A 22,270-nucleotide genomic window follows, 5' to 3' on the forward strand; every position below is an offset into this window, starting at 1 on the left:
ACCGCTGTTTCCCATCATATAGCGATGGGCCCACAAGGATCGACCCCTTTGTTGGGCCAGAACGGAGCAGACGATGAACACCCTTCGCACCGCCATGCTTTTGGCCGCAATGACGGCCCTGTTCATGGGTGTCGGCTATCTGGTCGGCGGATCCGGCGGCATGATGATTGCCTTGCTGATCGCCGCCGGCACCAATTTGTTCAGCTATTGGAACGCCGACAAGATGGTGCTGTCGATGCACCGTGCGATCGAGGTCGACGAACGCAACGCGCCTGAATATTACGCCATCGTGAAGGGTCTCGCGCAACGTGCCGGCCTGCCGATGCCGAGAACCTATCTCATCGACAATCCTCAGCCCAACGCCTTCGCCACCGGCCGAAATCCGCAAAATGCCGCTGTCGCCGCCAGCACCGGCCTGCTCGAGCAGCTCTCGCATGAAGAAGTCGCGGCGGTGATGGCGCACGAGCTTGCCCATGTGCAGCACCGCGATACGCTGACCATGACGATCGTCGCCACCTTTGCCGGCGCAATTTCGATGCTCGGCAATTTCGCCTTCTTTTTTGGCGGCAACCGCGACAACAACAATTCCTTTGGCATCGTCGGCGTGCTGGTGGCGATGATCGTCGCGCCCCTGGCCGCCATGATCGTGCAGATGGCGGTGAGCCGCACCCGCGAATACGAGGCCGATCGGCGCGGTGCCGAAATCTGTGGACACCCGCTGTGGCTCGCCTCGGCACTTGACAAGATCGCGCGGGGCGCCGAACGCATCCGCAACCCGGATGCCGAGCGCAATCCGGCAACCGCCCATCTCTTCATCATCAATCCTCTTTCCGGCGAGCGCATGGACAGTTTGTTTTCCACTCACCCGAGCATAGAAAACCGCATCGCCGCGTTGCAGAGGATGGCGAGCGAAATGGCCGGCGCACCCGAAGCGGCCGCGACGCCAATGCCGGCGCCGGAAGGGACCGGGCAGCAGCCGTCTGGTCCGTGGGACAGGGCCGCGCGGCCCGAGAGGCCGCCTGAGCCGGCCAAGCCGAGACCCAATCCCTGGGGACGCAATCCGACCGGACCCAAAGGCCCGTGGTCGTGAGTTCAGCGAAGCGCGGGCACGGAATTTCAGGCGATCGTGAACACAATTCGGGCGGCGAGGCTGTTGCCGGCCTCGCCGCGCGCAAGGCAGCCGCGCGCCTGCTTGCCGCCGTCATTGACGCGAAAACGCCACTCGACGGGCTGACCGACCATGAGAACGGCCATCCGCAATACAAGGCGCTCGACTTGCGCGACCGCGCCCTGGTGCGTGCGATTCTGGTCACCGCCCTGCGCTACCGCATGACCATATCAGGCCTTTTGGCCCGCCGCCTGGAAAAGCCGCTGCCGCCCAACGCCACGGCGCTTTCGCACATCTTGCATGTGGCGGCGGCGCAGATCCTGTTCCTCGATGTTCCCGACAGCGCCGCAGTCGACCTCGCCGTGACGCACGCCAAGTCCGATCCGCGCACGGCGCGCTTTTCCGGCCTCGTCAACGGCGTGCTGCGCACGCTGGCGCGGGCCAAGCAGGAAGAGCTCGCGGCCGCACTTGCCGCTACCGACGAGGCGCCAAAATGGTTTTCCGACCGTTTGAAAACGGTCTACGGCCTCGACAAGGCCAGGCAGATACTGCTCGCCCATCGCCATGAGGCACCGGTCGATTTCTCGGTCAAGTCGGACCCGGCGCTGTGGGCCGAACGGCTCGGCGGCTTTGTCTTGCCGACCGGCACGGTGCGGGTGGAAAAGCTCAGCGCTTCCGTTACCGAACTGCCCGGTTTCGCGGAAGGCGCCTGGTGGGTTCAGGACGCGGCGGCCAGCCTGCCGGCCCGGCTGTTCGGCGACGTCAATGGTTTGCGAATCGCCGACCTCTGTGCCGCCCCCGGCGGCAAGACCGCCCAGTTGATCCTCGCCGGCGCCCACGTCACCGCGCTCGACATGTCCAAAACGCGGCTGGCACGGCTGACGCAGAACCTCGAACGGCTCGGTCTGGCCGCCGAGATCGTCCAGGCCGATCTGCTCAAATACGAGCCGAAGGACCTCTTCGACGCCGTCCTCCTCGACGCACCTTGCTCTTCGACCGGCACGGTGCGGCGGCATCCCGACGTCCCCTGGACGAAGACGGCGGCCGACGTCGAAAAACTGGCCGACCTGCAACGCCGGCTGCTTGCCCGCGCCGTCACCTTGGTCAAGCATGGTGGACGCATCGTCTTTTCCAACTGCTCGCTCGATCCGCTGGAAGGCGAAGAGCTCTATCGCGACTTTCTCGCCGGCAATGCGGAGATTGTCGACGACCCGCTTCGGCCGGGTGAGATCGCCGGCATCGACCCGTTCCTGACGCCGCAAGGCACGTTGCGCACCACGCCTGCCGATCTGGAGCTAGAGTCGCCGGGCCGCTCCGGGCTGGACGGCTTCTTCGCCGCCCGCATGCGCAGAGCCGGCTAAGGGCCGATCTTGAAGCGCCATCCGACTTCTTGGGGCGAGGAGGCATGGAAAACAGGCTGAACGGCCACGCCGCCGCGGAATTCGCCTTCGCACAAGTTCTTGAATCATATAAACTTGTGCTTGGGTGAGGACGATCAGGAGGGGTTTTGGCAATCGCTGCCGGTAACACGACGCGTCTGTGGACGCTTGTCGCGAGGGAGTTCTGGCGCAAGACGCGCCGGCGCTTGCGTGCCGGGCCACTCTATCGCTGGCGTTACTCAGGCCGCACGCCCGAGCGCGTCCTGATTGCCCCGCCGGACCTGCGCCTCGCCGATCCTCAGATCGCGCTCGAGATCTATTACGGCCGCTATCCGCTTTCGGGGCATCTGGTCGAGACCGGTGGCAAATCGCCCTTCCAGATCGACGTGCCCAACCCCGGCTGGCAAAAGACGCTGCATGGCTTTCGCTGGCTGCGCCATATGCGCGCCGCCGGCACCGAACTCGCCGCCGCCAACGCGCGGGCGCTGGTTTCCGACTGGATTGCAATCCATGGCAGCCATATTTCCGGCGTCGCCTGGGAGCCCGGCACGACGGCCAAGCGTGTCATTGCCTGGCTGCAGCATTCCTCGATCGTGTTGCAGGGCGCCGAATTTCCGTTCTACCGCGCCTTCCTGAAATCGCTCGCCGTCCAGATCCGCTATCTGCGCGCCATGGCGCGCGAGATGCCGGACGGCAAGGACAGGCTGCGCGCGCGCATTGCGCTGGCCTTTGCCGCTTTGTCGCTGCCGGCGCCGGCCTCGGCGCTGCGCGGTGCCACCCGCAATCTCGCCGAGGAGCTCGACCGCCAGATCCTGCCTGACGGAGGCCATATCTCGCGCAATCCGATGACCGTGCTTGAAATCCTCGCCGACCTTCTGCCGTTGCGCCAGACATACGCCAATCAGGCCGAGACGCCGCCGGCCGCCCTGATCGGCGCCATCGACCGGATGCTGCCGGCACTGCGCTTCTTTCGCCATCAGGATGGCAGCCTTGCCCGCTTCAACGGCATGGGCGCCACCATTCACGACCGTATCGCCAGCATCCTGCATCACGACGACACCGCCGGCGCACCGTTGCTGCACGCGCCGCATTCGGGTTATGAGCGCCTGTCGATGGGCGGTGTCACGGTGATCGCCGATACCGGCCCGCCACCCCCCGTCGACGTATCCAATGCCGCTCACGCCGGATGCCTCGCCTTCGAATTGTCGTCGGGCCGCCAGCACTACATCGTCAATGCCGGAATAGACACTTATGGCGCCGCCGAGTTCCGGCCGCTTGCGCGCGCCACCGCCGCCCACTCGACCGCCACCATCAACGACACGTCGTCGGCGCGCTTCAACCACTCCCTGCGCGTCAACGACCTGCTCGGCACGCCTTTGATCGGCGGACCGCAGCATGTACCTTGCAAGCGCACCGACCAGAGGGGCAGCCAAGGCTTCATCGCTCGCCATGACGGCTATGTGGCGCGCTTCGGCTTCCTGCATGAGCGTGAGCTGAAATTATCGACCGAGGGCAATGTGCTTGCTGGCAGGGATCGCTTCCTGCGGCCGGGCGGCGCTTCTATCCGCAACAATGGCCGTGATTTCGTTACGGTGCGTTTCCATGTCCATCCCGACATAAACCTGCTCCAGGATGAGCATGACCGTCTGGTGCTGGCCGCCGACCACGCCGACACCTGGGTGTTTACCTCTACCGAAGTGGCGCCCGAGGTCGAGGAATCGATCTATTTCGCCGGACTCGGCGGCCCGCGCCGCAGCCGCCAGATCGTGCTTGCGTTCAAGGCCTCGGAAATTTCCGAGGTCCACTGGCAATTGACGCGCACCATCATCGCCGGCCGTCCGGAAAAAGCTGAAGCCGGTGGCAACGGCAGACACTGATCAAGCCTTGCGGCTTGATTTCCGGGCCTCATATGCTACGGCCCGCGGACGCTCTCCAACCAGAACTGGAAAGGCCGCCAGCCCATGGCCGTCGTCGCCAAGAATATTCCCGCGCCCGACCTTGTACCCATCCGTCGCGCGCTGCTCTCCGTCTTCGACAAGACCGGCCTGATCGATTTCGCCAGGGCGCTGGTTTCGGCCGGCGTCGAGCTGGTCTCGACCGGCGGCACCGCAAGGGCGCTTGCCGAGGCAGGCATGGCGGTGCGCGACGTGTCCGAGCTCACCGGCTTTCCCGAGATCATGGACGGCCGCGTCAAGACGCTGCACCCGTCGGTGCACGGCGCACTGCTCGGTGTTCGCGACGATCCCGAGCACGCCGCGGCGATGCGCGACCACGGCATCGAGCCGATCGATCTCGTCGTCTCCAATCTCTATCCGTTCGAAGAGGTGCGTCGCTCCGGCGCCGACTACGCGGCGATAGTCGAGAACATCGACATCGGCGGCCCGGCGATGATCCGTGCCTCGGCCAAGAACCACGCCTATGTCGGCATCGTCACCGACCCCGATGACTATGCCTCGGTGCTCAACGCGCTGGAGATGAATTTCGGCTCGTTATCGCTGGATTTCCGCAAGAAGCTGGCAGCCAAGGCCTTTGCCCGCACCGCCACCTACGATGCGGCGATCTCGGGATGGTTCGCCGAGGCGCTTGAGATCGAGCATCCGACATGGCGCGCCTTCGGCGGCAAGCTGCAATCGGTGATGCGCTATGGCGAAAACCCGCATCAGGGCGCCGGCTTCTATGTCAATGGTGACAGGCGGCCGGGCGTCGCCACGGCGCGCCAGCTTCAGGGCAAGCAGCTTTCCTACAACAACATCAACGACACCGACGCTGCCTTCGAGCTGGTCGGCGAGTTCGATCCGTCACGCTCCGCAGCAATTGCCATTATCAAGCACGCCAACCCGTGCGGCGTCGCTGAGGACGCTTCGCTGCACGCGGCCTATGCCAAGGCGCTGGCCTGCGACCCGGTCTCGGCCTACGGCGGCATCGTCGCCATGAACCGCATCCTCGATGCCGCAACCGCCGAAGAGATCGTCAAGACCTTTACCGAGGTGATCATCGCACCGGAGGCGTCCGAAGAAGCAATCCGCATCATTGCCGCCAAGAAGAATCTACGCCTGCTGGTCACCGGCGGCCTGCCCGACCCGCGCGCGGCGGGCCTTGGCTTAAAATCGGTTGCCGGCGGCTTGCTGGTCCAGGGCCGCGACAATGCGGTGGTGGATGACCTCGACCTGAAAGTGGTGACCAGGCGCGCTCCGACGCCGGCCGAATTGGCCGATCTGAAATTCGCTTTTCGCGTGGCAAAGCACGTCAAGTCGAATGCCATCGTCTATGCCAGGGATGGCGCCACAGTCGGCATCGGCGCCGGCCAGATGAGCCGGGTCGATTCCTCGCGCATCGCCGCGCGCAAGGCGCTCGACGCGGCCGAGGCTGCCGGTCTGACGGAGCCTTTGACCAAGGGCTCGGTCGTCGCCTCGGATGCCTTTTTCCCGTTCGCGGATGGGCTTTTGTCGGCAATCGAAGCCGGCGCCACTGCCGTGATCCAGCCTGGCGGCTCGATGCGCGACGACGATGTCATCGCCGCTGCCGACGCCCACGGCATTGCCATGGTCTTCACCGGAGTGAGGCACTTCCGGCATTGAACTCCCTCCCTTCCCCCTCGTGGGGAGGGTAGGATCTTTGCGAAGCAAAGTTCGTGAGACGGGGTGGGGCAGCGCCGCCCCCACCCCGCTCCGCTTCGCGGATCTACCCTCCCACGGGGGTAAGCTCACTCCGCGGGCCGATCCGCCGGATAGGGCGTGCCGATCAGGATCGCCATGCCGGCGCCGAGGAACAGCACAATCGCCGCCATGCCGAGCCGCGCTGAGCCGCTGGCCAGGGTGATCGTGGCCACCATGAAGGGTGCGGCAAAACTCGTTGCCCGGCCGGCCAGCGCATAGATGCCGAAATAGCGGCCCGATTCGGCAGCGGTGACGCTGCGCGCCATGTAGGAGCGCGACGATGCCTGCACCGGCCCGAAGGCAAGCCCGATCAGCAGGCCGTAGAAAATGTAGGCTTTTTCAGCCGCCGTGCCGAACAATCCCCCGCCGTCCAGTCCGGGCATCACCCAGGCACCGAACAGCGTATAGCCCGGGCCGGTCGAGACGATGCCGATGGTGGCAATGCTCAGCATGACAAGCGAAATCATCACTATGGTCTTGGACCCCAGTGCTGTGTCGAGGCGTGCGGCAACCAGGCAGCCGACGATGGCAACGACGTTGAGGATGATGCCGAACAGGCCGATCTCGGTAATCGACCAATGGAACATTGCCGCCGCAAACGTTCCGCCCAGCGCCAGCAGTGCGTTGACGCCGTCCTGATAGATCATGCGGGCGACGAGAAAGCGAAAAATGCCGCTACGCTTGCGCACTTCGGCCAGCGTCGACTTCAGTTCCGATAGTCCCTCGCGCACCGCCGGCCCGATTGGAATGCCTTTGATCGCATCAGGCGTGAAGAAGAACATCGGCAGGATGAACAGGAAATACCAGGCCGCCGACAACGGTCCGGTGGCGCGCGCGTCCTCGCCTAGCCTGGGATCGAGGCCGAAGATCGGGTCGAGCCCAACGACGGTCTTGCCGGTTTCAGGCGAGCCGGCCATGACGGTAACGACGAAGATCAGCGCGATCATGCCGCCGAGATAGCCGAGCCCCCAGGCCATGTTCGAGATCCTGCCGATGTCGCTCTTCGGCACCAGGCGCGGCATCATCGAATCATTGAACACGGTCGAGAATTCCGCCGCGACCGACGCCAGCGAGAACAACGCCACGACCAGAAAAAGATTAGAGCCGGGCGCGGCGAACCACAGCAGAGTGAGGCAGGTGATCTTGACCGCGGCGAAGAAGGCTATCCACGGTTTGCGTGGTCCGGTCTGATCGGCGATCGAGCCGAGGACCGGCGACAAAACGGCAATGACGAGGCCGGCGGCGGCAATGCCGTAGCCCCAGGCCGCTTGCCCGGTCTCCGGATTGCTGGCCATGCGCGAGACGAAATAAGGACCGAAGATGAAGGTGGTGACGACCGTGAAAAACGGCTGTGCCGCCCAGTCGAACAGCATCCATCCCCAGATGCCGCGTCCCGATGCCCGCTGCACTGCCATCTCAGCCATGTCCCCTCCGCTGGAGCTTGCTCCATGCCGATCGAATCGGAATGATGCTCCGTCTTCTGTTGAGCACGATCTTGTCCAAAAGCCGATCGTCACTTTTTGGGATCATGCTCCGGCGCCCCCCAAAGCAGGGCGCCGTTCGCTCTATAGCGCAGTTCTTCCCGGCAATCCCGCGCGATGTGGAAGACGTCTCACAGCCCCGTCAGATCGCTCATCAGGCCGGACGCCACCGACAGCCGCGACACGGTGATGTCGCCGCCCTCGGTCAGAGCCTGCAGCCGCTCGCGGATGCGTCCGACCCGTTCGCCGCCGGCGTCCAGCCATGCCGTCACCGGATCCGCCGCCTCGGCATGACTGGTGAGTGCCGCCACGGCGATGCCGCGCCTGGCCGCGCCGATCGTGTCGGTGGCGCGGGAAAGCGCCAGTTGATCGTAATAATCCGAGGGCGTGATCGAGCGCGCCGCATCTTCGACGCGCGGGATGCGGAAGACATCGCTGACTGCAAAAAACGCCTTGGCGGCAGCGACGATGCCGGCATTTGACGTCCGCGCTGTCAGCGCAATGTCGGGGATGAGTTCCGCCACATCGGTCAACGCCAGCTGTTCGGCAACGCTCTCCGGCGCGCCGCCCTTTGACAGGCTGTGCCGCCGCTCCTCGATCCGCTCGCGCGAGAAGGCCGGCAGCAGCGAAACGAGCTTCGGCTCCAGCGCCTTGCGCGCATCCTGCAACTCGGTGATCCGCTGCCCAAGCGGTGCGGTGTCGGCATCGTTCTTCAGGTACCAGCCGCTGGTCACATAGATCAGCCGGCTGACCGCCTGATAGAGGTCGAGCTGGATCTGCCCGTCGATCTGGTTGTCGAGCGCGTCGATCTGGCGATAGAGCGCCGGCAGCGCAAAGCCATCCCGCACCACGGCGAACGTGCGCACGACATCGGCGGCACTGCGCCCGGTCGCTTCCTGCAGCCTGTTGACGAAGGACGGGCCGCCGCGATTGACCAGATCATTGGCGACGACACGGGCGATGATCTCGCGGCGGAGGCGATGGCCGTGGATTTCCGCAGCATATTTCTTTGCCATGCGGTCGGGAAAGTAACCCATCAGGTCGCGGTCGAAATGCGGATCGTCCGGTACGTCGCTTGCGACGATATCGGAAAACAGCACGATCTTGGCATAGGCAAGCAGCACGCCGAGCTCAGCCCGGGTCAGCGGCTCGCCGCGCGTCTCGCGCTCGGCAAGGGCCGCCGATGACGGCAGCGTCTCGACGGCACGGTCGAGCAGCCCGCGCGCCTCCAGCGCCGCCATGAAACGGCTCTGATGGGCAATGTCGGCAAGGCCGCGCTTGCGGGCAAGGGACAGCGCCAGCGTCTGCTGGTAATTGTTGGACAGCACCAGGGCGCTGACCTCATCGGTCATCTCGGCCAGCAATTTGTTGCGCGCTGTCCGGGTCAACGATCCCTTGCGCATGGCGGAAGCCAGCGCGATCTTGATGTTGACCTCAACGTCGGAGCAGTTCACGCCGCCCGAATTGTCGATCGCATCTGAGTTGCAGCGGCCGCCATTCAATCCGAATTCGATGCGCGCCCGCTGCGTGACGCCGAGATTGGCGCCCTCACCGATGACTTTGGCACGCAGGTCGAGCGCGGTAATGCGGATCGCGTCATTGGCACGGTCGCCGACGTCCTGGTTGGTCTCGCCCGATGCCCTGACATAGGTGCCTATGCCGCCGAACCACAAAAGGTCCGCCGGCGCCTTGAGGATGGCACTCATGATCTCGACCGGCGTGGCCGTTGTCTTGCCGAGGCCGATCGCTGCAGCCGCGGCGGCCGGCAAGGTGATCGACTTCTGGCTGCGCGAGACGATGATGCCGCCTTCTGACAGCTTCGTCTTGTCGTAATCCTGCCAGCTTGAGCGGGCGAGAGCGAACATACGCCGGCGCTCGGCCATCGAAGCCGCCATGTCGGGATCGGGATCGATGAAGATGTCGCGATGATCGAAGGCAGCGATCAGCCGGGTCTGCTCCGACAGCAGCATGCCGTTGCCGAACACGTCGCCCGACATGTCGCCGACGCCGACGACAGTGAACGGCGTGGTTTGGATGTCGCGGTTCATCTCGCGGAAATGGCGCTTGACCGCTTCCCAGGCGCCCTTCGCGGTGATGCCCATCTTCTTGTGGTCGTATCCGGCCGAACCGCCGCTGGCGAAAGCGTCATCGAGCCAGAAGCCGTGCTTTTCGCTGATGGCGTTGGCGGTGTCCGAGAAGGTCGCCGTGCCCTTGTCGGCGGCGACGACGAAATACGGATCGTCCTGGTCGCGCCGCACCACGCCGCCCGGCGGGATGACGCCGTCCAGCCCGATATTGTCGGTGATCGACAACAGGCTGGAGACGTAATTCTTGTAGGCGGCCGTGCCGGCCTCGAAAATGGCGTCGCGCCCGGCGCTCATCGGCAGCTTTTTCGGGTAGAAGCCGCCCTTGGCGCCAACCGGCACGATCACCGCATTCTTGACCTGCTGTGCCTTGACCAGGCCGAGCACCTCGGTGCGATAGTCCTGGGCACGGTCCGACCAGCGCAGGCCGCCGCGCGCGACCGGGCCGAAGCGCAGATGCACACCCTCGACCTCGGAGCCGTAGACGAAGATCTCCCGCCATGGCCGCGGCGCCGGCAGCCCGTCGACCGATTGCGAATCGAGTTTGATCGCCAGCGATTGGCCCTTCTCTTTCGTATCGGCAACGAAATGATTGGTGCGCAGCGAGGCCTCGATCAGGTTCAGATAACGGCGGATGATGGTATCATCATCGATGTTGGGAACGTCTTCCAGCGCATCCGTGATCTTGGCCTTCAGATGTTTGGCCTGGACGACGCCTTCCGTTTCAGCCGTCGGGCCGAGGCGGGCGACGAACAGCGCATGCAGGCCGCGGGCGATCTCGGGATAACGGTTGAGTGCGGCGGCGATGAAATCCTGGCTCTGCGGGATACCGGCCTGCTGCAGATAGCGGCCATAGGCGCGCAGGACGCTGATCTCGCCCGACCACAGGCCGGCGGTCTGGGCAAGGCCGTTATAGCCGTCATTGTCGACATCGCCGCGCCAGACGGAAAGGAACGCATCCTCGAACAGCGCGCCGCCATTGCCGAGGTCGATCGGCCTGCCGTAGCTGTTCTCGAGTTCCATGTCGTGGATGAAGACCATGCCGGATTGGTTGTCGCCGACCCCGAAAGTGCGCTCGCTGATGACGCGGAAACCGATGTTTTCCAGCACCGGCACGCGCCGCGACAGCGCCACCGGGCTGCCATGGTGATAGATCTTCAGCGCCGCCTGATGCGGCTTCTGGTCGGCATGACGGTAATAGTCGATGGCGATCGGATTTGACGCATCGAGCTTGGCGATGCGCCCGGCGTCGGCCAGCGCCACGCCCGGCGAAAAACTGTCGCGATAACTTTCCGAAAAACGCGAGGCGATGGCCGTGAGTCTCGCATCGGCGCCGGTCTCGGTCGCGGTCTCGCGCAGTGCATCGTCCCAGGTCCGTACGATGTCGCGGATCGCCGCCTCGATCGTCGCTTGCTCGACCTTCGGCGTCTTGCCGCCGGAGCGACCGATGATGAAATGGACGCGCGCCAGCCCGCCTTCCGGGAAGGCCGGATAATAGGCCGACAGCCGGCCTTCGAAGACGGTCTTCAGATAGGTGCCGATCTTCTCGCGCACGACGCTGTCGTAGCGGTCGCGCGGCACGAAGACGAGCACGGAGACGAAGCGGTCGAACTGGTCGACACGCACCAATGCCCTGACGCGCGGCCGCTCGATCAAGCCCAGGATGGCTTCGGCATGCTTGCGCAGGATCGGCACCGGAACCTGGAACAGCTCGTCGCGCGGATAGCTCTCCAGCACGTTGATCAAAGCTTTGCCGGAATGGTCGCTTGGATTGAAGCCGGATTTGGCAATGACGGTTTCCGCCTTCGAGCGCAGATAAGGGATTTTCATCACCGAGCGCGTATAGGCAGTCGAGGTGAACAGGCCGACGATGCGCAGCTCGCCTGAAAGCACGCCTTTGCCGGTGTAGGTCTTGATGCCGATGTAGTCGAGGTAGATGCGGCGGTGCACCGATGACTTGGCGTTGGCCTTGGTGACGATCAGCGGTTCCGGCCCATGCAGGAAGGCGCGGATTTCCGGCGTCGTGCTCACCGCTTCGGTGCCGCGCCTGAGCACCAGCACGTCGGGATCGGAAAGGATGCCGAGGCCGGGCTTTTCGGCGCGCTCGAGCATGCCGCTCGTCTCACCGCCGGTGTAGTTGAATTCGCGCATGCCGAGAAAGGTGAAATTGTCGTCGCGCAGCCATTCGAGGAACGCGATCGCCTCGGTGACATGGGCCTTGTCGAGCGGCACTGGCGAGTAGCGGAATTCCGAGATCGCCTGGTCGAGACGGGCGAGCATCGGCTTCCAGTCGGTGACGGCGGCGCGCACGTGGCCGAGCAGCTTCGTCAGGCGTGCGGCCAGGCCTTCGGCCTGCTCGGCCGAAAGGCGGCCGATATGGACATGGATGACGCTCAGTCGGTCATGGCTGTGGTCGCCCTTGGCATAACCGCCATCGCCGAGGATTTCCTCGACGCCGTTCTTGCCGTGCCTGACGACTATGACCGGGTGGGTAACCAGCAGCGGCTCGCCGGCGCTCTCGGTGATCTCGCCAAGGACGGAATCGAAAAGGAACGGCATGTTGTCGTTGACGACGGTGATCACCGTCATCGGCCGGCCCTGGCGGACGACTCCGGAATCGACGTCTATGGCAACGACGCAGTCGTCCTTCTTGTGCCTGGCCACGGCGCGGCCGGCGAGTTCGGCAGCACGTTCGAGATCGATGACGTCGTAAGCGGCGACATCTTCGGCCGGAGCTCGGGCCAGCAAGTAGTCGGCAAGCCTGCCGGGCTTTTCGCTACCCTTGGCCGCGCTCATCTTTTTCAACTGGCTTGCGGATTTCAGGCCGGCCATGAGCTAATTCCCTCCCGTCATGTTTTTACAACTATCGTAGCAGAAGACGGGTATTTGGCGACAAAGGTTTGACGGCTTGCGACGAAATGTCGGAATTCACCGGCAGCCTGGCGAAAAACGAGGAGAAATCCGCCATGACGGACAAAATCACCGCGCTTGACCTGGCACCGGCGGAGCTGAGCGACGCGACCAAGGCTTATTTCGCCAAATGCCGGGAGAAGCTCGGCCTCGTTCCCAATGTGCTGCTCGCCTATGCCTTCGACGAGAAGAAGCTGCGCGCTTTCACCGACATGTACAATGATTTGATGCTGGGTGAATCCGGCCTGTCGAAACTCGAGCGCGAGATGATCGCGGTGGCCGTCTCGTCGGTCAACCATTGCTACTATTGCCTGGTCGCGCATGGCGCGGCGGTGCGCCAGCTTTCCGGCGACCCGGCCTTCGGCGAAATGATGGTGATGAATTTTCGCGCCGCCAAGCTGTCGGACAGGCAACGCGCCATGCTCGAATTCGCGGTGAAGCTGACCGGACAGCCGGCAAAGATCGTCGAAGCGGACCGGGCGGCGCTGCGGCAAGTCGGCTTTTCCGACCGCGACATCTGGGACGTCGCCTCGACCGCGGCGTTCTTCAACATGTCGAACCGGCTGGCATCGGCGATCGATATGCGGCCGAACGATGAATACCACGCGATGGCGCGATAGGGCGCCGCTGATGGAATCCAACCGCACATTATATTAGCTACTTCGCATTCTCGTTGCTTGTTTGCCGGTTTGGTCCGATGATCGGCATGCGGCATGACCGCGTGCCGGTTCGATGCCGCCGATCAAAGGAGGAGAACATGGCGAAATTTCTCTACGTCTATCACGGCTCGGGCAAGATGCCGACCGAGGAGGCCGAACGGAAGGCAGCGATGGATGCCTGGAACGGCTGGTACGGCAAGCTTGGCTCAGCCGTGGTCGACGGTGGCAATCCAGTCGGCATGTCGAAGACCCTGCTGCCCGGCGGCAAGGTCGAGAACAATGGCGGCAGCAATCCGACCGCCGGTTACACCATCATCGAAGCGAAAGACATCGACGATGCCGTCGGCAAAGCCAAGGATTGTCCTATCCTGACGGACCCGGGTTTCAGCGTCGAGATTGCGCCGATAATCGAAATGGGTTGACGCGCCGGCTCAGGACCGCGCGGCGATCGCCGCTGCAGCGCCGGCCATGGTACCGGCGCTGACGCGGTTGGCGATCTTCATCGCCCGCTTGCTCCTCAAGAGCTTGCGCGCCTGCGATGCAGCGAGCACCCAGGTCAAATCGATGGCGACCAGGACCACGGCCATGGTCGCCGTCAGCTCGACCCAGCCGACCATGCTGACCGAACCGAGGTCGATGATGGTCGGCAGCAGCGCCAGATAGAACATCATGATCTTGGGGTTGCCGAGCGTCACCGCCATGCCGGCAAAGAACAGCTTAGCGGGAGAATCTTCGCGCGGCAGCGAACCTTCCTTTGCCTCGACCGGTGCCGTCCACATCTTCCAGGCAAGCCAGCCGAGATAGCCGACACCGACCCACTTCACGACGACAAAGGCAAAATGGAACGTCTGCGCCACCACGGCGAGGCCGAACACCGCCAGTGACAGCCAGATCGCTTCGCCGATCCACATGGCAAGCAGGAACGGAAACACGTCGCGAAAGCCCTTTGCGATGACCCGCGCCACAAGAGCGGCGATCGATGGGCCGGGCGAGCCGGCGGCAACAAGCAGGGCGCCGGCAAAAATCAGCAGCGACGTGAAATGCATGACGCGGATCTCGTTTGAAATGTTTGGGTCGTTCAACATAACCCAACTGTTCCGGCGACGGTAGCGTCCACCGAAACAAGGCTTGTCGGCCAGGCACCTCACGGCTAGAGATGTCGTCCCGAAATCCTTTCCGAGCTTCACTTTGCCTACGTAACCGCCGGTCTCGTCAACTCCCCCAACACAGAGCAGGGCGTCGCAGTCGCGGTGCCTGTTTTCACATCATGTGTTCCTCAGGGCGGCGGTTCGAGACCGGTTTGGCACTGCTGAACCGCTGTCGCGCATAACCACCCGCGACACCTGATTTCCAACTGCCGCAGTCTCTCGCCACGCCGTGCCCGCAAGGGTTCTCGATATCGCCGATCTGACGAACTTCCCGACGGGAAGGGCTTTTCGGCATGCCTTCGATACTGCGTATCCGCTGGGCGATCGCGCCCAAAACCGCACCTCGACCTCACCTCAACTGCAATCGCTGCGGCGGCCTGAAAGCCTATCGCTGCAGCGGCAAATTCCGCGTCAACGCCAATGGCAAACGCATTGACGCCTGGTTGATCTACCGCTGCATCGACTGCGACAATTCCTGGAATTTCGGCATTCTGGAGCGCTGCAGCCGCCGCGATATCGAACCGGCAATATTGCAGGCGCTCGAAAGCAACGATCCGGTCCTGGCGCGGCGCCATGCTTTCGATGTTGCCGCATTGCGAAGCAGGATTGGGCGCGTTGAGGAGTTTCCTGAAGCCATCGTTCATAAGCAGGTGCTCGGGGACAGGCCGGAAAATACCAGCGCTCTCGAACTTCAGCTCTGGCTCGAAATGCCGACAGCCTTGCGGCTCGACCGGTTGCTGGCCAGCGAACTCGGTGTCTCGCGATCGCGGCTTCAGGCTTGGGAAGAGAAGCGATTGCTGGTGGTTGGTCCGGACGGGGCCAAAGCCTTGCGCAGGCCGGCTCGGGCGGGAACGGCGATCCGCATCCACCTGTCTGGCGAACCAGACCGGGACGGCATTATCGCGGCTGCCGGCGGGTAAGATAAAAAGGGAGGAAGCACGCACGTGCTCCCTCCCTCATAATGGCTGAGAAAAGTGGCTTATGCCGCGCCGACCACTTTCGCTGATTTTTCAAAACGCTTGCGCTCGTTCGGGTCGAGATAGAGCTTGCGCAGGCGGATGGTCTTCGGCGTCACTTCGACCAGCTCGTCGTCCTGGATCCAGGCCAGCGCGCGTTCCAGCGTCATGCGGATCGGCGGCGTCAGCTTCACCGCCTCGTCCTTGCCGGCGGCGCGGATGTTGGTCAGCTTCTTGCCCTTCAGCACGTTGACTTCGAGGTCGTTGTCCCTGGAATGGATGCCGATGATCATGCCCTGATAAACCTTGACGCCGGGGTCGATGACCATCGGGCCGCGGTCTTCCAGGTTCCACATGGCGTAAGCCACCGATTCACCCTGTTCGTTGGAGATCAGCACGCCGTTGGTGCGGCCCGGCAATTCGCCCTTGTAGGGTTCATAGGCATGGAACAGCCGGTTCATGACAGCGGTACCGCGCGTGTCGGTCAGCAGCTCCGACTGGTAGCCGATCAGGCCGCGCGTCGGCGCGTGGAAGACGATGCGCTGGCGATTGCCGCCCGACGGGCGCAGTTCGACCATCTCGGCCTTGCGCTCCGACATCTTCTGCACGACGACGCCGGCATGCTCCTCGTCGACGTCGATGACGACTTCCTCTACCGGCTCCAGCAATTCGCCGTTCTCGCCCTTCTGCATGACGACGCGCGGCCGCGACACGGCGATCTCAAAACCTTCGCGGCGCATCGTCTCGATCAGCACGGCCAACTGCAATTCGCCGCGGCCGGAGACGAAGAACGAATCCTTGTCCGGCGATTCCTCGATCTTCAGCGCGACATTGCCTTCGGCCTCGCGCAGCAGGCGGTCGCGGATGACGCGGCTGGTCACCTTGTCGCCTTCGGTGCCGGCCAGCGGGGAATCGTTGACGAGGAACGACATCGTCACTGTCGGCGGATCGATCGGCTGCGCGTGCAGCGGCTCGGTCACCGACAGGTCGCAGAACGTGTCGGCGACAGTGCCTTTCGACAAGCCGGCGATGGCGACGATGTCGCCCGCCTGCGCTTCGTCGATCGGCTGGCGCTCGAGCCCGCGGAAAGCGAGGATCTTCGAGATGCGGCCGGTTTCGACCTGGGTGCCGTCATGGTGCAGCACCTTGACCGCCTGGTTGGATTTCAGCGTGCCGGATTCGATACGGCCGGTGATGATGCGGCCGAGGAACGGATTGGCTTCCAGAATGGTGCCGATCATGCGGAACGGGCCGGGATGAACGGTCGGCGCCGGTACGTGCTTGATGACGAGGTCGAACAGCGGCGCCAGAGCCTGGTCCTTCGGACCTTCGGGGTTTTCCGAGACCCAGCCGTCGCGGCCTGAACCGTAAAGGATCGGGAAGTCGAGCTGCTCGTCGGTCGCGTCAAGCGCCGCAAACAGGTCGAACACCTCGTTGACCACTTCGACGTGGCGGGCATCCGGCCGGTCGATCTTGTTGATGACGACGATAGGCTTCAGTCCGACCTTGAGCGCCTTGCCGACGACGAATTTGGTCTGCGGCATCGGCCCCTCGGCGGCGTCGACCAGCACGATGGCCGAATCCACCATCGACAGGATGCGCTCGACCTCGCCGCCGAAGTCGGCGTGGCCGGGCGTGTCGACGATATTGATGCGGGTATCCTTCCAGTCGACCGAGGTCGCCTTGGCCAGAATGGTGATGCCGCGTTCCTTTTCGAGATCGTTCGAATCCATGGCGCGCTCGGCGACGCGCTGGTTGTCTCGGAACGAGCCGGACTGTTTCAGAAGCTGATCGACGAGGGTGGTTTTTCCATGGTCGACGTGCGCGATGATCGCGATGTTGCGGATTTTCATGTTTTGGTCTCGGGAGCGTTGCAGGCAGCAGGCCAAAAGGCGCTGCCTCTTTCGGTTGGGCGGCTCATACAGGGTTTTTCGCAATTGCGAAAGAGGAGGCGAGCCACCAAATAAAGTCACCAAATCTTAAATGTCTTGGTGTGAAGTGGAATTATTAACCAAGGCGGAACCTTTCATGGTCCGGGCAGTTCGAATTTCATGATCGACGCAGGCATCAGACTCCGGCCGATTTTGGCATGTACCGCACTCGCCGTCCTCCTCGCGGCAGGCGCGGCGCAGTCGGCCGCGTCGCTCAAAGAGACGCGGCCTGCCCTGCAATCCGACACGCCTTCGGCCGAGCAGCTTTTTGCCGATGCTCCCGATGGCGTCGACCCGGTTGTGACCGGGCCAGTCAGCGCCGCCTTCAAGCAAAGGCAGCAAAACGCTGGATGCGACAGCGCCGTCTGGCCCAACATTCCCGTCGTTTGCTATCCCGATTGATGCCACCCTTTGGGTGATCCCAGGGTAACCTCACAGTAGCCTCACGCCGACCGCACCGGATCGAGCGTGACCTTGTAGAGTTCATTGTCGTCGCGATCCATCAGCCGCACCGTCAACTGCTCGGTGATGCCATCGATGTCGACAAGGCCGAAGAACTGCAGGCCGGCCGACGGTGGCAGGTTCTGGCCCTGTTCGGCAGTCGGTGCCTTGATGAACTTCAGCTCCGGGCCGAAGGTCATGTCGAAACCATTCGGTCCGAACGTACCGGAATGGATCGGACCCGAAACGAATTCCCAGAACGGATTGAAGTCCTGGAACTGCGCCTTGTCCGGATTGTAGTAATGCGCGGCTGTGTAATGCACGTCTGCGGTGAGCCAGACAGTGTTACTGATACCCACATTCTTTATATAGCGAAGAAGGTCGGCAATTTCCAGCTCACGCCCCTTGGCCGGGCCATTGTCGCCATTGCTGACTGCCTCGGCCCCGACCTTCTTGGTACCGTCATTCCAGACCACGAGGCCGAGCGGCATGTCCGCGGCGATGATTTTCCAGGTTGCGTTGGAATTCGCCAATTCACGCTTCAACCACTTGATCTGCTGCTCGCCGAGGATGCGCGATTCAGGCGTCATCGTCTCCTGCATGTCCGAACCGTTGGGGCCGCGGTAGGAACGCATGTCGAGGAAGAACACGTCGAGCAGCGGACCATAGGCGATCTTGCGGTAGACGCGGCCGGGCTCCGACGGTTCGTAGCGGATCGTCGTCATCTCGTGGAAGGCGCGCGCCGCACGTGCCGCAAGCACATGGATTGACTTTTCGGTGTAGCGGTCGTCGGCCGACAGGTCCTTCGAGTCCGACCAGTTGTTCAGCACCTCATGATCGTCCCACTGATAGAAAGTCGGGCAGATGGCGCTGAGCGCAAGAACGTTCTTGTCCATCATGTTGTATTTCCACTGCGCCCGGTATTCGTCCAGCGTCTCGGCAACCTTGCGCTTTTCGTCGATCAGCACTGTGTTTTTCCACTTGCCGCCATTGGGCAGGTCGACCTCGTCCTTCATCGCGCCATCGGCATAGATCGTATCGCCCGAATGCAGGAAGAAGTCGGGCGTGTGCTTCGCAATCGTGGCATAGGTCTTCATGCCGGTGTCATCGATGCCCCAGCCTTGGCCGGCGGTGTCGCCCGACCAGGCGAAACGTATGTCGCGCTTCGAGGCAGGTGCCGTGCGGAAGCGGCCGACGATCGGCTCGGAAACGGCGTTGATGTCGGAAAGATCGGCCGCGACCATGCGGTAGAAGATGTCCTGGTCGGAGGCGAGATCGGTAAGCAGCCGCTTCACCGTATAATCGCTGGCCGGCGAGGTGTCGAGCGGCGCCAGGCGGACGGCATTGGCGAAGCTTTCCGTCGACGACACTTCGAACATGACGCGCGACGGCCGGTCCGTGCGCGTCCAGACCATGCCGCTGGTCGCGTCGACGTCGCCGGACTGAATGCCATGGGTGAAGGCCGGGCGCTGATTGGCGCGCGAGTAATAGGGAAGGGCGAGACCCGAGGCGCCGACCAGGCCAACGGCGCTGGCCGACGTGACGAAAGCGCGCCGTGTCATCGAAATCTTGTCATGGCTGTCTCCTGGATGGCGTTGAACGTCGCCGCCAAGCTCCAGCTTCAATGTTTCAGGCACATTTCGAAACGATGAAGGTTTTCTGACGATCAACAGGCTGGCGAATCTCCCTCCTTGAGGGGGAGATGTCGCCGAAGGCGACAGAGGGGGTTGTCTCGCATGGAGCGCCGACCTCCTGCGCCTGCGATAAGGGGCCGAGCCCGGTCGGACCGACCCCCTCTGGCCGCTTCGCGGCCATCTCCCCCTCAAGGGGGGAGATTAGCGCTCAGCCGTCGCAGCTCAAGCCGCCTGCGGTTCCGGATCAAACGCCGGGCGGGCGGTGTTGATCAGCAGCGAGATGCAGGCGGCGGCTATTGCCGTCATGCCGGCGATCAGGAAGGCAAGCTCGTAATTGCCTTGCAGCTCGCGCATGGTGCCGCCGAAAAAGGCCGCTGTCGCCGCACCGACCTGATGGCCGGCGACGATCCAGCCGAAGACGATCGGCCCGCTGCGGTCGCCGAACGCCTCGTTGGAAAGCCTGAGCGTCGGCGGCACGGTGGCGATCCAGTCCAGTCCGTAAAACACGGCGAAGATGATCAGGCTGGTCGCCGAGAAGCCGGAATAAGGCAGATAGATCAGCGACAGGCCGCGAATACCGTAATAGACGCCGAGCAGCTTGCGGGGGTCGAAACGGTCGGTGAGCCAGCCCGACAGTGTCGTGCCGATAAGATCGAAGATGCCCATCATCGAGAGCAGGCCTGCGGCCTGCACTTCGCCGATGCCCATGTCGCCGCAAAAGGCGATCAGATGCGTGCCGACCAACCCGTTGGTGGTGAAGCCGCAAACAAAGAAGGTGGCGAACAGGTACCAGAACACGCGCGTACCGGCAGCTCGGCGCAACGTGCTCAGTGTATGCGCGAGGAAATTGCCTTGCGCGGCCGGCGGCGCCGGCGGCACGTCGTCGGCCTCGGCACCGTAACGCATCATGCCGATCGAGGCCGGGCGCTCCGGCACCAGCATGTAAACCAGCGGCACCAAGGCGGCGGTGGCCACGGCAATGGCAATGGCGACCGGCTTCCAGCCGCCCGACTGGGCGAGCGAGGCGAGCAGCGGCAGGAAGACCAGCAGACCGGTGGCGCTGGACGCCGACATCAGCCCCATCACCAGGCCGCGATTGGTCTTGAACCAGCGGTTGACGATGGTTGCGCCGAGCACGGTGGCGACAGCGCCCGAACTGATGCCGGAAAACACGCCCCAGGTGAGGAGCAGATGCCATGGCTTGGTCATCAGCAGGCTGAGCGCGGTCGATCCGGACATCAAAAGCAGCGCGGCAAGCAATGTGCGGCGCAGCCCGATCCGCTCCATCAGCGCTGCGGCAAAGGGCCCGGTCAGGCCATAGAGGAAGATGCCGGTGGCCGCCGCCAGCGAGACGACGTCGCGCCGCCAGCCGAAACTGTTCTCCAGCGGCAGCATCATGACTGCCGGCGCCGAACGCAGGCCCGCCGCGATGAGCAGGCAGAGGAAGATGACGGCGACCACGACGAAAGCGTAGCGCTGGCCAAACGGACGGGATTGAGCTATCATGTTACTGACCGGTACGTTGCAGGAGCGCGAAACATACGTACCGACCGGTAACATTGTCAACCAGGCAATCGGCAGACCAGGCATGAAAAACATTGAACCAACGATCAAAGCCAATGACGCACCGCCGCCTCGCGCCGCCGAACGGATCCTCCAGGTGGCGCGCGATCTGTTCTATAGGCAAGGCATCAGGGCAATAGGCGTCGATGAGATCGTGCGGCGTGCCGGCGTCACCAAACCCAGCCTCTACCGCAGCTTTCCGTCCAAGGATGAGCTGGCCGCATCCTACCTCCGGCACTATGACCTCGAATTCTGGGAACGCTTCGACGTGGCGGTGAATGCCCATCCCGGCGATCCGCGCGCCCAGATCGTCGCCTTCCTGACGCGTGTCGGCAAGCGCACGCAAAGGCCCGACTATCGCGGCTGCGGCATGACCAATGCGGCCGTCGAGTATCCCGAACATGGCCACCCGGCCCGCGTGGTGAGCGAGGCCAACAAGCAGGAATTGCGCCGACGCCTGCGCGCCATGGCGGCGGCAATGGGTGCCCGCGACGCCGACACGCTGGGCGACGGGCTGCTGCTTCTGATCGAGGGTGCCTATATCAGCGGGCAGCTGTTCGGTGCCGGCGGACCGGCGAAGTCCGTGGCCCGCAACGCCGACCTTCTGATCGAAGCAAGCTTGAAGAAATAGCGTTCCGTTTACCAGATCACTGTGAGCAGCCTGAGTTCGTCTAGGCTGCCGCTAAATTTGACGGTACGCTGCGGCAGCCCAAACGGAGTTGTCCGCCATGCGCGCTCTTTTGATCCCATTTGCCTTCGCTGGCTTCTGCAATGCCGCCCGGGCTGGCGACATATCCAGCGTCTATAGCGATCTCGTCTGGGAGAAGGACTGCGTGACCTATGCCCAGGCGGAGGAAGGCGACGGCGACTGGGCCGACCTCGCCTGTTCGGGCTATGGCGGCTACCCGGTGATGGTTTCCTACGACGATGCGCGGGAATCGCTGTTCTACGGCTTTCCACCTGGCGATATGACCACGGTCTGGGAAAGCTTTTCCGGTCTCAATTCGGCTGGACCCAAAGTCGAGTGGCGGATCGAAACCAACGGCAAAACTGTCGTCCCTTTCGCGGTCATCCATCGTCGCTCGATCAGCGATAGCGAGGGCGAGAACAAGTCGACGGAAGTCCTGATCGTCGCCAAGGTTGCCCAGCCTGACGCCCACGAAGGCTGCACGATCGCCCTTGTGCTCGCCACCGGCAATCCCGCCGCCAACGATCAGGCGCGCAAGCTTGCCGACGAGAAGGCCCGCACCTTCGCCTGTGGCAAGGACAAGCGTGTGGTGATCGGCAACACGCCCGATTTCGGCCGCGTCGATAACTGAT

Annotated in this window: 16 protein-coding genes; 10 read left to right on the forward strand and 6 right to left on the reverse strand. The window is 63.4% G+C overall.

Annotation, left to right across the window (positions count from 1 at the left end):
* Window positions 1-73: 73 nt before the first annotated feature.
* The 4 genes from htpX to purH all read left to right on the forward strand — a co-directional run bounded on the left by htpX (window position 74) and on the right by purH (window position 6,065).
* Entirely contained in the window at window positions 74-1,090 is a 1,017-nt protein-coding gene (gene htpX, locus NKH70_RS19120; protein WP_352909721.1) for a zinc metalloprotease HtpX, read from the forward strand.
* Window positions 1,087-2,469 (forward strand): RsmB/NOP family class I SAM-dependent RNA methyltransferase, encoded by a 1,383-nt coding sequence (locus tag NKH70_RS19125; protein ID WP_502908372.1) that lies wholly within the window; start codon window positions 1,087-1,089, stop codon window positions 2,467-2,469. Before htpX ends, NKH70_RS19125 begins: the two co-directional genes overlap by 4 nt.
* A gap of 146 nt (window positions 2,470-2,615) precedes the next feature.
* Entirely contained in the window at window positions 2,616-4,364 is a 1,749-nt protein-coding gene (locus NKH70_RS19130) for a heparinase II/III family protein (protein ID WP_352909715.1), read from the forward strand.
* Window positions 4,365-4,448: 84 nt separating this feature from the next.
* Window positions 4,449-6,065, forward strand: a complete 1,617-nt coding sequence (purH, locus tag NKH70_RS19135; protein WP_353025821.1) for a bifunctional phosphoribosylaminoimidazolecarboxamide formyltransferase/IMP cyclohydrolase — start codon at window positions 4,449-4,451, stop codon at window positions 6,063-6,065.
* A gap of 125 nt (window positions 6,066-6,190) precedes the next feature.
* On the opposite strand, the gene NKH70_RS19140 is transcribed toward purH, so the two are convergent.
* Both NKH70_RS19140 and NKH70_RS19145 read right to left on the reverse strand, forming a co-directional pair.
* Entirely contained in the window at window positions 6,191-7,567 is a 1,377-nt protein-coding gene (locus NKH70_RS19140; protein WP_352465602.1) for an MFS transporter, read from the reverse strand.
* Between the two features lie 188 nt (window positions 7,568-7,755).
* Entirely contained in the window at window positions 7,756-12,540 is a 4,785-nt protein-coding gene (locus tag NKH70_RS19145) for an NAD-glutamate dehydrogenase (protein ID WP_352909709.1), read from the reverse strand.
* Between the two features lie 134 nt (window positions 12,541-12,674).
* Between NKH70_RS19145 and NKH70_RS19150 the strand changes: the two genes are divergently transcribed.
* Together NKH70_RS19150 and NKH70_RS19155 are read left to right on the forward strand one after the other, a co-directional pair.
* Window positions 12,675-13,238, forward strand: coding sequence for a peroxidase-related enzyme (locus NKH70_RS19150; RefSeq protein ID WP_352909706.1), 564 nt, complete (start codon window positions 12,675-12,677; stop codon window positions 13,236-13,238).
* A 137-nt stretch (window positions 13,239-13,375) separates the two neighbouring features.
* Window positions 13,376-13,699, forward strand: a complete 324-nt coding sequence (locus tag NKH70_RS19155; protein WP_023678126.1) for a YciI family protein — start codon at window positions 13,376-13,378, stop codon at window positions 13,697-13,699.
* A 9-nt stretch (window positions 13,700-13,708) separates the two neighbouring features.
* On the opposite strand, the gene NKH70_RS19160 is transcribed toward NKH70_RS19155, so the two are convergent.
* On the reverse strand, window positions 13,709-14,323 hold the full coding sequence (locus tag NKH70_RS19160) for a LysE family translocator (protein ID WP_352909703.1): 615 nt from the start codon (window positions 14,321-14,323) through the stop codon (window positions 13,709-13,711).
* A 395-nt stretch (window positions 14,324-14,718) separates the two neighbouring features.
* Here NKH70_RS19160 and NKH70_RS19165 point away from each other — a divergent pair, with 395 nt between their 5' ends.
* Complete coding sequence (locus tag NKH70_RS19165) at window positions 14,719-15,345, forward strand: DUF1062 domain-containing protein (RefSeq protein WP_352909700.1); 627 nt, start codon at window positions 14,719-14,721, stop codon at window positions 15,343-15,345.
* Between the two features lie 59 nt (window positions 15,346-15,404).
* Here the strand turns inward: NKH70_RS19165 and typA are convergent, their stop codons facing one another.
* Complete coding sequence (gene typA, locus NKH70_RS19170) at window positions 15,405-17,234, reverse strand: translational GTPase TypA (RefSeq protein WP_352465599.1); 1,830 nt, start codon at window positions 17,232-17,234, stop codon at window positions 15,405-15,407.
* 198 nt (window positions 17,235-17,432) lie between these two features.
* Between typA and NKH70_RS19175 the strand changes: the two genes are divergently transcribed.
* On the forward strand, window positions 17,433-17,714 hold the full coding sequence (locus NKH70_RS19175) for a hypothetical protein (RefSeq protein WP_352909698.1): 282 nt from the start codon (window positions 17,433-17,435) through the stop codon (window positions 17,712-17,714).
* Window positions 17,715-17,755: 41 nt separating this feature from the next.
* Here NKH70_RS19175 and NKH70_RS19180 read toward each other — a convergent pair whose 3' ends face one another.
* A complete protein-coding gene (locus tag NKH70_RS19180; RefSeq protein ID WP_353025824.1) occupies window positions 17,756-19,315 on the reverse strand; it encodes an alkaline phosphatase D family protein in 1,560 nt (519 codons plus the stop codon).
* Window positions 19,316-19,609: 294 nt separating this feature from the next.
* Complete coding sequence (locus NKH70_RS19185; RefSeq protein ID WP_352718341.1) at window positions 19,610-20,893, reverse strand: MFS transporter; 1,284 nt, start codon at window positions 20,891-20,893, stop codon at window positions 19,610-19,612.
* An 82-nt stretch (window positions 20,894-20,975) separates the two neighbouring features.
* Here NKH70_RS19185 and NKH70_RS19190 point away from each other — a divergent pair, with 82 nt between their 5' ends.
* Both NKH70_RS19190 and NKH70_RS19195 read left to right on the forward strand, forming a co-directional pair.
* Complete coding sequence (locus NKH70_RS19190) at window positions 20,976-21,581, forward strand: TetR/AcrR family transcriptional regulator (protein WP_352718344.1); 606 nt, start codon at window positions 20,976-20,978, stop codon at window positions 21,579-21,581.
* A 97-nt stretch (window positions 21,582-21,678) separates the two neighbouring features.
* Window positions 21,679-22,269 (forward strand): hypothetical protein, encoded by a 591-nt coding sequence (locus NKH70_RS19195; protein WP_352718348.1) that lies wholly within the window; start codon window positions 21,679-21,681, stop codon window positions 22,267-22,269.
* Window position 22,270 lies beyond the last annotated feature (1 nt).

The organism is Mesorhizobium sp. M0991, assembly GCF_040318915.1.
GTDB lineage: Bacteria > Pseudomonadota > Alphaproteobacteria > Rhizobiales > Rhizobiaceae > Mesorhizobium.

Bases quoted from the DNA above. Each gene is read 5' to 3' on its own strand.
- purH (WP_353025821.1), top strand. From the start codon at position 4,449: ATGGCCGTCGTCGCCAAGAATATTCCCGCGCCCGACCTTGTACCCATC.
- NKH70_RS19155 (WP_023678126.1), top strand. From the start codon at position 13,376: ATGGCGAAATTTCTCTACGTCTATCACGGCTCGGGCAAGATGCCGACC.
- NKH70_RS19160 (WP_352909703.1), bottom strand. From the start codon at position 14,323: ATGCATTTCACGTCGCTGCTGATTTTTGCCGGCGCCCTGCTTGTTGCC.
- NKH70_RS19145 (WP_352909709.1), bottom strand. From the start codon at position 12,540: ATGGCCGGCCTGAAATCCGCAAGCCAGTTGAAAAAGATGAGCGCGGCC.
- NKH70_RS19195 (WP_352718348.1), top strand. From the start codon at position 21,679: ATGCGCGCTCTTTTGATCCCATTTGCCTTCGCTGGCTTCTGCAATGCC.
- htpX (WP_352909721.1), top strand. From the start codon at position 74: ATGAACACCCTTCGCACCGCCATGCTTTTGGCCGCAATGACGGCCCTG.
- typA (WP_352465599.1), bottom strand. From the start codon at position 17,234: ATGAAAATCCGCAACATCGCGATCATCGCGCACGTCGACCATGGAAAA.
- NKH70_RS19180 (WP_353025824.1), bottom strand. From the start codon at position 19,315: ATGACACGGCGCGCTTTCGTCACGTCGGCCAGCGCCGTTGGCCTGGTC.
- NKH70_RS19185 (WP_352718341.1), bottom strand. From the start codon at position 20,893: ATGATAGCTCAATCCCGTCCGTTTGGCCAGCGCTACGCTTTCGTCGTG.
- NKH70_RS19165 (WP_352909700.1), top strand. From the start codon at position 14,719: ATGCCTTCGATACTGCGTATCCGCTGGGCGATCGCGCCCAAAACCGCA.
- NKH70_RS19175 (WP_352909698.1), top strand. From the start codon at position 17,433: ATGATCGACGCAGGCATCAGACTCCGGCCGATTTTGGCATGTACCGCA.
- NKH70_RS19140 (WP_352465602.1), bottom strand. From the start codon at position 7,567: ATGGCTGAGATGGCAGTGCAGCGGGCATCGGGACGCGGCATCTGGGGA.
- NKH70_RS19190 (WP_352718344.1), top strand. From the start codon at position 20,976: ATGAAAAACATTGAACCAACGATCAAAGCCAATGACGCACCGCCGCCT.
- NKH70_RS19150 (WP_352909706.1), top strand. From the start codon at position 12,675: ATGACGGACAAAATCACCGCGCTTGACCTGGCACCGGCGGAGCTGAGC.